We start from the raw sequence: 292 nt of genomic DNA, 5'->3' as shown, positions 1-292 counted from the left end.
TTTCCCCTCCGCTATCACCACTAGGCAAGCGATTCAGTTTCGACATCATTTATTATACTTAAAAAATAAATGTTGTCAAGAAGGAAAGTCATTCCTTCAAAACTAGATAACCGTCGGAAGAAGCCGCGGCGCTTTCACTTTTCATTGTCTAGCTCCGGCTCGCCGCCGCTCGCCTCCGCTTTTCTAGGTTAAGCCCTCGATCGATTAGTATCCGTCAGCTCCACGTGTCGCCACGCTTCCACCTCGGACCTATCGACCTCGTCATCTTCGAGGGATCTTACCCGCCTGACGC

Annotated in this window: 1 rRNA gene; it reads right to left on the bottom strand. The window is 50.3% G+C overall.

What is annotated here, in order from left to right:
• Window positions 1-184 precede the first annotated feature (184 nt).
• Window positions 185-292 (bottom strand): 23S ribosomal RNA (locus tag ETC02_RS17270); the annotation flags it as partial.

Source organism: Geobacillus sp. DSP4a (genome assembly GCF_013096875.1).
GTDB lineage: Bacteria > Bacillota > Bacilli > Bacillales > Anoxybacillaceae > Geobacillus > Geobacillus thermophilus.
Note: the sequence above shows the minus strand (reverse complement) of the source record. Positions and strands in the feature narration are given on the sequence as shown.